The 8,485-nt window shown below is 63.6% G+C and carries 8 protein-coding genes; 5 read left to right on the top strand and 3 right to left on the bottom strand.

The features are described 5' to 3' along the window. Positions 1 to 50 precede the first annotated feature (50 nt). The gene (locus tag ACYP2A_RS26005) at positions 51 to 344 is read right to left on the bottom strand and encodes a hypothetical protein (protein ID WP_459748804.1); all 294 of its coding nucleotides are present in this window, start codon (positions 342 to 344) and stop codon (positions 51 to 53) included. An 86-nt stretch (positions 345 to 430) separates the two neighbouring features. On the opposite strand from ACYP2A_RS26005, the gene pbpC reads away from it, so the two are divergent. Then, complete coding sequence (gene pbpC, locus ACYP2A_RS26000) at positions 431 to 2,767, top strand: peptidoglycan glycosyltransferase PbpC (protein ID WP_459748803.1); 2,337 nt, start codon at positions 431 to 433, stop codon at positions 2,765 to 2,767. Between the two features lie 10 nt (positions 2,768 to 2,777). On the opposite strand, the gene ACYP2A_RS25995 is transcribed toward pbpC, so the two are convergent. Continuing rightward, positions 2,778 to 3,188, bottom strand: a complete 411-nt coding sequence (locus tag ACYP2A_RS25995; protein WP_459748802.1) for a response regulator — start codon at positions 3,186 to 3,188, stop codon at positions 2,778 to 2,780. Positions 3,189 to 3,247: 59 nt separating this feature from the next. Continuing rightward, positions 3,248 to 3,454 carry a Flp family type IVb pilin gene (locus ACYP2A_RS25990; protein ID WP_459748801.1) on the bottom strand — a complete coding sequence of 69 codons (207 nt, stop codon included), beginning with the start codon at positions 3,452 to 3,454 and terminating at the stop codon, positions 3,248 to 3,250. A 332-nt stretch (positions 3,455 to 3,786) separates the two neighbouring features. Here ACYP2A_RS25990 and cpaB point away from each other — a divergent pair, with 332 nt between their 5' ends. The 4 genes from cpaB to ACYP2A_RS25970 all read left to right on the top strand — a co-directional run bounded on the left by cpaB (position 3,787) and on the right by ACYP2A_RS25970 (position 8,480). Next, complete coding sequence (gene cpaB, locus ACYP2A_RS25985; protein ID WP_459748800.1) at positions 3,787 to 4,737, top strand: Flp pilus assembly protein CpaB; 951 nt, start codon at positions 3,787 to 3,789, stop codon at positions 4,735 to 4,737. Between the two features lie 76 nt (positions 4,738 to 4,813). Beyond that, entirely contained in the window at positions 4,814 to 6,037 is a 1,224-nt protein-coding gene (locus tag ACYP2A_RS25980) for a type II and III secretion system protein family protein (RefSeq protein ID WP_459748809.1), read from the top strand. Continuing rightward, the gene (locus tag ACYP2A_RS25975; protein ID WP_459748799.1) at positions 6,034 to 7,224 is read left to right on the top strand and encodes a pilus assembly protein; all 1,191 of its coding nucleotides are present in this window, start codon (positions 6,034 to 6,036) and stop codon (positions 7,222 to 7,224) included. Before ACYP2A_RS25980 ends, ACYP2A_RS25975 begins: the two co-directional genes overlap by 4 nt. Then, positions 7,224 to 8,480 carry a CpaF family protein gene (locus ACYP2A_RS25970; protein ID WP_459748798.1) on the top strand — a complete coding sequence of 419 codons (1,257 nt, stop codon included), beginning with the start codon at positions 7,224 to 7,226 and terminating at the stop codon, positions 8,478 to 8,480. The genes ACYP2A_RS25975 and ACYP2A_RS25970 overlap by 1 nt, the downstream gene beginning before the upstream one ends. Positions 8,481 to 8,485: the final 5 nt, after the last annotated feature.

The raw sequence follows: 8,485 nt of genomic DNA, 5'->3' as shown, positions 1-8,485 counted from the left end.
GCGCGGTGTCCCAGACACCGCGCCGTCCTTGATCCCATAGGTCTGTGTTTTTAGCTGATAATCCAGCTCAGCAACCATAATCCCAGCGCCAGCCAGATGATGCCCAGCACGATAGAGGCGCGCATGAAGGCGCGAATCGCGGCGTACAGCAGCATCAGGCCGACGATCAGGGCCAGGATGCTGATCAGTGAGGTGTCCATGCCCAGCGCGCGGGACAAACCATCGACAAAGTTGCCACCGGCATGAGCCAGCAGATTGAACAACCACGCCAGCCCGTCGACCACAAAGCGGATCACCGACCCGATCGCCTGGCCCAGCCACTCAAAGAAGCCTTCTACTTGCATGTAATCATCCTGCCTGAAAGAGATGTCTGTTGGCTTTGGCCATCGGCCAGCCATTGCGGTTCCCTGTGCCGGGAAGCGTATTTGCCATGAACCTGCGTGCACGTAAATGGCTACGCCTGGCGCTGCTGATCATTGTCGTGCCGCCGGCCTTGCTGTGGCTGGCCGACCGCCTGTGGCCGTTGCCGCTGCCGGCGGACGATCTGGCCCGGGTGGTGCTGGCCGAGGATGGTACGCCCTTGTGGCGCTTTGCCGATAGCGACGGGGTGTGGCGCTACCCGGTGAGCAGCGAACAGGTGTCGCCGTATTACCTGCAAGCGCTGCTGACCTACGAAGACCGCTGGTTCTACAGCCATCCTGGGGTTAATCCGCTGGCATTGGCGCGGGCCACCTGGCAGAACCTCAGCGGGGCACGTGTGGTGTCGGGCGGCAGCACGCTGTCGATGCAGGTGGCGCGCCTGCTCGACCCGCACTCGCGCACGCTGCCGGGCAAGTTGCGTCAGTTGTGGCGCACCCTGCAACTGGAATGGCACCTGTCGAAAGACCAGATTCTGGAGCTGTACCTCAACCGTGCGCCGTTTGGCGGTACGTTGCAGGGCGTGGCGGCGGCCAGTTGGGCCTACCTGGGCAAGTCGCCGTCGCAGATGACCCGCTCTGAAGCGGCGCTGCTTGCCGTGTTGCCCCAGGCGCCCAGTCGGCTACGCCCTGATCGCCACCCGGAGCGTGCGCAACTGGCCCGCGACAAGGTGCTGCGGCGCATGGCCGAGTTTGGCGTGTGGCCACAAGGCAGTGTCGATGAAGCCCTGCAAGAGCCTTTGCTGCTGGCGCCGCGTCAGGAGCCGACTCTGGCGCCGTTGCTGGCCCGGCGTTTGAACCGGCCGGGTAGCCCGCCGCTGATCCGCACCACGCTGGACGCCAGCCTGCAACGGCGCATGGAAGACCTGCTGCTGGGTTGGCGCGCCCGGCTGCCGGAACGCACCTCGGCGGCGATTCTGATCGTCGAGGCCGAAACCATGGCGGTGCGCGCCTATGTGGGCTCGGTGGACATCAACGACACCAAGCGCTTTGGTCACGTCGACATGATCAGCGCGGTGCGCTCGCCGGGTTCGACGCTCAAGCCGTTTCTGTACGGCATGGCGATGGACGCCGGGCTGATTCATTCCGAGTCGCTGCTGCAGGATGTGCCACGCCGTTATGGCGACTATCGCCCCGGTAACTTTTCCGCAGGGTTCGGCGGTGCGATCGCGGCCAGCTCGGCGCTGTCGATGTCGCTCAACCTGCCGGCGGTGCAGTTGCTGGAAGTCTACGGACCCAAGCGCTTTGCCGCCGAACTGCGCAATGGCGGCCTGCCGCTGATTCTGCCGCCGCTGGCCGAACCGAATCTGGCGTTGATTCTGGGCGGTGCCGGTGCGCGCTTGCAGGACCTGGTCACCGGTTACAGCGCGCTGGCGCGGGGCGGGGTAAGCGCCGATGTGCGCCTGCAACCGCAGGATGTGCTGCGCGAGCGGCGCATGCTCTCGCCCGGTGCTGCGTGGATTATCCGGCGCATTCTCAGCGGCCAGTCGCGCCCGGACCTCGACCCGCACGCCGAACTGGTACAGCGCCCGCAACTGGCCTGGAAGACCGGTACCAGTTATGGCTTTCGCGATGCCTGGGCAATTGGCGTCGGGCCGCGCTTTCTGGTCGGCGTGTGGATCGGCCGGCCGGACGGCACGCCGGTGCCGGGCCAGTTCGGCCTGGCCTCGGCGGCGCCGCTGATGCTGCAAGTGCATGATGTGCTGGCCAACCGCGACAGCCAGCGCGGTATCGCCAGCCCCGTGGCGCCGGTGCCGATGAACGTTGGCGTGGCCGCGATCTGCTGGCCGCTTGGCCAGCCGCTGAGCAAGAGCGACCCCAACTGCCGGCGCCAGCGCTTTGCCTGGACCCTGGACGGCACCACGCCGCCGACCTTGCAGGCGGGCGATCAGCCTTTGGGGCTGGGGCTTTTGGAAAAGATCTGGGTCAACGAAGCGGGCTTGCGTGTCGATGCTGGCTGCCCGGGCGCGGTATCGCGGGATGTCGCCTTGTGGCCGGCACCGCTGGAGCCGTGGCTGGCCCGCGCCGAGCGCCGCGATGCGCGGCTGCCGGCCATCGACCCGAGCTGCCCGCCGCACAACTTGAGCCTGGCCACGCCGCTGAGCATCGTCGGGGTGCGCGAGGGCGATAACCTGCGGTTGCCAGCCGGCAGCCGTCAGGCCTTGAACCTCAAGTTATCGGCCTTGGGCGGCAGCGGCAGACGCTGGTGGTTTATCGATGGCGTACCGGCCGCCGACACCGATAATCAGGAACACTTCAGCACCAGCCTGAACCGCCTTGGCCGCTATCAATTGAGCGTGCTCGATGAAAGCGGGCAGACGGCACAGGTGACGTTCAATGTGACGGAGTGAGGAAGGGGGATCAGTGCCCGACCTGGAAAATCTTCGGTTCCGGGAACAGGTTATTGAGGGTTTCCAGCAACCGCACGTGATAGATCGGCTTGCGGAACAGGTCGAGCACCTGCAAGCGCAGCAGGTCGCTGACATCATCCATGTCGGCATGGCCCGAGGTGACGATCACCGGCAAGTGCTGTCGCGAGGTGTGTTCGCGCAGGCGCTTGATCAGCTGGATGCCGCTTTCTTCGGGCATGCGCAGGTCGGTGATGACCAGCGCAATGTCCGGATGCTGGGTGAGCACCTGCAGGGCCTGCTTGACGGAGGACGCAGTGAAGCAGCAGAAACCCTCACCTTCGAGCAGCTCTGCCAGCTCTTCATTGGCGTCCTCTTCGTCGTCAACCAGCAGCAGTTGTTGGCGGGTGGGCTGGACGGCCATAGGGATACCTGTGTTGTTGATAGCGATCCAGAATCCTACCTCATTCTGGGGGGCGCGTATCAAGTGACAGCAGTCCCTTTCAAGGCGACCAGAACATCGTTGAGGGTGGCCTTCACCGCGTTACCCAGTGGCGTCACGAACAGAACAATGACCACCGCCACCATCGCCGCAATCAGCACATATTCAATGGCGGAAGCTGCCTCTTTGTCCTTGAAAAAACTCTCGATGCGCAACTGGGTGCGTACGAACAATTGTGTGAGTGACATGGTCGTTCTCCTTGCACCCTTTCAAGGCGCAGACAATCACGGAAGGGGGCATGAATCTTCCTTGCCACTACAGCATTGTCCGGCCAACCACTTCCTTCAATCGTAATAAAGCATTAGTCATAAAGTGATAGACGCCGTCGGCTGCCTGTTTTACGGGGCGGCGCCTTGTGCCTGCCTTTAGATGAAGGCGATTTGCACACGCAATAATGGCGTTTTCGAATGGGTGAACTACATTCCTATATCAAAATGAAGGGAAGAAAAGCACAGCGCCATGCGTGAACGCGAGGTTCAGCGGTCTCGGGGTTGTGTGTCGTGACAGAGGGAGAGTCGTCATGAGCAGTCGCGCCACCTTGATCCTGGCATTGGTCTTTTTGCTGGGCGCGATCCTTGTCGGCTATCTCGGCGTTACGTTAAGTAGTTCGCCCACCCCGCCACCCGTTCCGGTTGAGCCCGTTGTACAAGCACCAGCCCCTGTGACTGCAGCACCGGTGGCCGAAAAAGCCGAAGATGCCCTGCGCCAGAACGTACTGGTGCTGGCTCACGACTTGCCGGCCTATACCGCGATCAAGGCCGAAGACCTGACGGTCGAGCGGCTCAAGGTCGCGCCGCCCGGCAGCTTTACCGCGCTGGATCAGGCGGTAGGGCGCAGCACCTGGCGCAGTCTGGCTGCTGGCACCTGGCTCAATGAAAGCAGCTTCGAGGCCGGTGGCAGCCTGGCGCGGATGATTCGCCCTGACGAACGGGCACTGGCCGTGGCGGTGGACGAGGTGGCCAGCGCGGCCGGGCACCTCAATCCGGGTGACTATGTCGACGTGCTGCTGTACTTGCCTCAGGACACCGAAAACTCCCAGCGCTCGACCCAGGTTGTGGTGCCGGCCTTGCGGGTCTTGAGCATTGGTGAACTGCTCGGCCCGACGCTGGACGGCAGCCCGGCCCAGGCGCTCAGTAGTGAGGAGCGACTCAAGCAGGAGCAACGCCGCGCCACGGCCCGCACCGTGGTGCTGGCGGTGCCGGAGCCATTGCTCGGTCGCCTGATGCTGGCCACCCAGAATGGCGTACTGCGCCTGGCGGTGCGCAGCGCCGAAGAGAAACACCTGCAGGACTATTGGGCCGCCGAGGCCGGCAGCCGCGATGTGGCCCTGCGCCTGGACACCACCGGGCGCAGCCTGGTGCGCTTTACTCAACTGACCCTCGCCAGCCCCGCCAGCAAAGCCGCTTCACCTGCCGCACCGAAGCCGGTCGAGGTGATTCGCGGCAACCTGCCCGGGCAACAGACGCCCTGATTAAAGCCAAGGATTGCCGTCGATGAATGTTCGTTTCCTTTCTATAACTGTAGCGCTGGCCGGGGCCTGGGTACCGATGGGCTATGCCGCCGCCCCGGCGGGATGCTCGACCCAGAGCGCTGTGCCCGCCGTGCTGGAGGTCGATCAGGGCACGCAGCGCGACATCCGTCCGGGGGTTGCGATTACCCGCGTGGCAGTCGGCGACCCGCGGATTGCCGACGTGCAGGTCACCGGCAATCAGGGCGTGCTGCTCACCGGCATGGCGCCCGGCGCGACCAGCCTGATGCTGTGGACCCACTGCTCACCGGCACCGCAGCAGAGCATGGTTTTCGTACGTGGCAAGGCCACCGCCGCGATGACCGAGGCGGCGCGTTTGCCGGCCGGGGTCGATCCATTACCCAGCCAGGTGCAGACCGATATCCGTTTCGTCGAAGTCAGTCGTAGCAAGCTCAAGGAAGCCAGCACCTCGATTTTTGGCACGGGCTCGAACAACTCGTTGTTTGGCTCGCCGGGCACCGTTTCGGGCATCAGCGCTACGCCGGGTCTGGTGCCATCGGTCCTCGGTGAAGCGAGCGGCGGCGTAGCGCCCGTATTGCCTGGGGCGGCGATGATTCCGTTGAACAACAACATGTTCAACATTGCCTGGGGCGGTGGCAGCAGCAAGGTACTGGGCGTCATCAATGCCATGGAAAACAGCGGTTTCGCCTATACCCTGGCGCGGCCCAGCCTGGTGGCCCTGAGCGGGCAGAGCGCAAGCTTTCTGGCCGGCGGCGAATTTCCGGTGCCGGTGCCCAACGCCGAAGGCAGCGGTATTTCTATCGAATACAAGGAATACGGTGTACGCCTGACCCTGACGCCTACCGTGGTCGGGGCGAACCGCATTCTGCTCAAGGTCGCCCCGGAGGTCAGCGAGCTGGATTTCAGTGCCGGGATTACCATTTCCGGTACCACGGTGCCGGCCTTGAACGTGCGGCGTACCGACACCAGCATTGCCCTGGCCGATGGTGAGAGCTTTGTGGTCAGCGGCCTGATCAGTTCCAGCAACAGCTCGCAGGTGGGCAAGTTTCCGGGGCTTGGCGATATTCCGATTCTGGGCGCGTTTTTTCGTAATTCACAGATCAACCGTGAAGAGCGCGAGCTGTTGATGATCGTGACCCCGCATCTGGTCCGGCCACTGGCCCGCGATGCGCAACTGCCGTCGTTGCCGGGTGAGGGGCTGCGCAACTACGACCCGAGCTTCTTGCGCATGTACTTTCTCGAAAAAGGCGATTTCGATCGGCGTAGCGGGTTATCGCAATGAGCCAGAGCCTGAGTCAGACCTTTCTGGCGATTACCCGCAGCGCCGCCGATCTTGAGTGGCTGCAAGGTGCGCTGGGTTCGCTGGGCCAGGTGGTCAGCGCCGGCACCGGCAGTCTCGATGACTTGCTGGCACTGGTCGATGTGACTTTCGCCAGCGTGGTGTTCATCGGCCTGGACCGTGATCATCTGATGACCCAGAGCGCGCTGATCGAAGGTGCACTGGAGGCCAAGCCGATGCTGGCCATCGTCGCTCTGGGCGATGGTATGGATAACCAGTTGGTGCTCAACGCCATGCGCGCCGGTGCCCGCGACTTTGTCGCCTACGGTTCGCGCTCCAGCGAAGTGGCGGGGCTGGTGCGGCGCTTGAGCAAGCGCCTGCCCGCGGTTGCGCCCAACCCCAACATGAGTGGCCTGTCGGTGCTGTATGGCGTGCAGTGCGATGGCGATGGCGCGTTGATTTCCAGCCATCTGGCGCTGGTGGTGCAAAAGACCCTGCCGCGTACGCTGTTGCTGGACCTGGGCCTGCCGCGTGGCGACAGCCTGGCCTTGCTGGGGCTTGAGTCGACGTTCAGTTTTGGCGATGCCTTGCGTCATCTGCGCAGGCTCGATGCCACCCTGATCGACAGCGCCTTTACCGTCGCGCCCAGCGGGCTGCGCATTCTGGCCTACACCGAGGCCGACGATAACCTGGAGCATTCCAGCGCCGCCGAGCTGTACATGCTGCTCAGTGCGCTGCGCCAGCATTTCGAGCACGTGATCATCAACCTGGTCGGCCAGCCCGACAGCGAAGCGCTGCGCACGCTGGTCAGCCATTGCGACCAATTGGTGTGGTACACCGACCAGAGCGTGCTGGAGTGCCGACGCAATCTGGCGATTCTCAACCTGTGGCGCGACAAGGGCATGAAACTGTCGCACGCCGTCTTGCTGGTGGACCGTTACCTGCGGGCGGTAGCGCCCAATTCCGACACCGTGGGCAAGACCTTTGGTCTGCCGGTGGCCTCGGTGCTGCCGCTCAACCCCGAGTTGCGCCTCAATGCCAAGAACCAGGGCGTGACCCTGTTCGATCTGGCGCCGCGCGAGGCCTTGTCTTCAGGGCTGCGCCAGTTGGGTGAGCACTTGGTGCGCCACAGCGGCGCGGCAGAAAAACCCACTGAAAGCTGGTTCAGCCGGCTGCGGAGAAACCGCTGATGCCCGACAGACCTTTTGGCGCCTCTTCACGCGCCCAGCACGCCGCCGACGATGCGCAAGGCCTCAAGCTGGTGCTGCACCGCTACATCATCGACGGTATCGAAGAAAACGGCCGCAACCTGCTCGAAGGCTCGCGCCCGGCACTGGCGCAGTTCGTCATCGACAAGGTGGCCGAGTATGTCGCCCGGCTGCGCCTGGCCATCTCGCGCTATGAGATGGAGCGGCTGGCCGAAGAACTGGTCGATGAGCTGACCGGCTTCGGTCCGCTGGAAGTGCTGCTGCGCGATACCTCCGTCACCGAGATTCTGGTCAACGGGCCCAGCAAGGTCTTTGTCGAACGTGACGGGGTGCTGCACCACACCGACCTGCGTTTTATCGACTCGCATCACGTCGAGCGGGTCATGCAGCGCATTCTGGCGCCGATGGGCCGGCGCCTGGACGAGTCTTCGCCGATGGTTGATGCGCGCCTGCCCGATGGCAGCCGGGTCAACGCGATCATTCCGCCGATTGCCCTGGACGGGCCGTGCCTGTCGATTCGTAAGTTTCGCAAGGACATGCTCAAGAGCACCGACCTTGTCGCGACCCAGACCATCGATCTGTCGATTTTCGAGTTTTTTCAGGAGGCGGTGGGCAAGCGCTGCAACATCCTGATCAGCGGCGGTACCGGCACGGGTAAGACCACCATGCTCAACGTGCTCAGCCAGTTGATCGACACCCATCAACGGCTGGTGACCATCGAAGACGTTGCCGAGTTGCAACTGAGCCACCCGCATGTGGTACGTCTGGAAACCCGCCCGCCCAATGCTGAGGGTCATGGTGAAGTACGCTCCAGCGACCTGATCCGCAACGCCCTGCGGATGCGCCCGGACCGCATTATCCTCGGCGAGATTCGCGGCGTCGAAGTGCTCGATGTACTGACCGCGATGAACACCGGCCACGATGGCTCGATGAGTACCGTGCACGCCAACAACGCTCAGGATGCCTTGCTGCGTCTGGAGACGCTGGTCGGCCTGACCGGCCGGCAAATCGCCGAGAAGACCCTGCGGCAGATGATTTGTGCGGCGCTGGACGTGATCATTCAGTTGACCCGCCTGCCCGACGGCCGCCGTTGCGTCAGTGAAGTGGTCGAGGTGGTGGGCATGCGCGACGACATCTATGTGACCAACACGTTGTTCCGCCTGGACCGGCGCACCGGCTTCGGCTTTCATCGCGAGGCCATGCATGCGGCAGGCGACAAGCTGCGGCCGATGTATTGAGGAGG

The sequence above is a fragment of the Pseudomonas sp. 3A(2025) genome, from assembly GCF_054589175.1.
Note: the sequence above shows the minus strand (reverse complement) of the source record. Positions and strands in the feature narration are given on the sequence as shown.

Bases quoted from the DNA above. Each gene is read 5' to 3' on its own strand.
- ACYP2A_RS26005 (WP_459748804.1), bottom strand. From the start codon at position 344: ATGCAAGTAGAAGGCTTCTTTGAGTGGCTGGGCCAGGCGATCGGGTCG.
- pbpC (WP_459748803.1), top strand. From the start codon at position 431: ATGAACCTGCGTGCACGTAAATGGCTACGCCTGGCGCTGCTGATCATT.
- ACYP2A_RS25995 (WP_459748802.1), bottom strand. From the start codon at position 3,188: ATGGCCGTCCAGCCCACCCGCCAACAACTGCTGCTGGTTGACGACGAA.
- ACYP2A_RS25990 (WP_459748801.1), bottom strand. From the start codon at position 3,454: ATGTCACTCACACAATTGTTCGTACGCACCCAGTTGCGCATCGAGAGT.
- cpaB (WP_459748800.1), top strand. From the start codon at position 3,787: ATGAGCAGTCGCGCCACCTTGATCCTGGCATTGGTCTTTTTGCTGGGC.
- ACYP2A_RS25980 (WP_459748809.1), top strand. From the start codon at position 4,814: ATGGGCTATGCCGCCGCCCCGGCGGGATGCTCGACCCAGAGCGCTGTG.
- ACYP2A_RS25975 (WP_459748799.1), top strand. From the start codon at position 6,034: ATGAGCCAGAGCCTGAGTCAGACCTTTCTGGCGATTACCCGCAGCGCC.
- ACYP2A_RS25970 (WP_459748798.1), top strand. From the start codon at position 7,224: ATGCCCGACAGACCTTTTGGCGCCTCTTCACGCGCCCAGCACGCCGCC.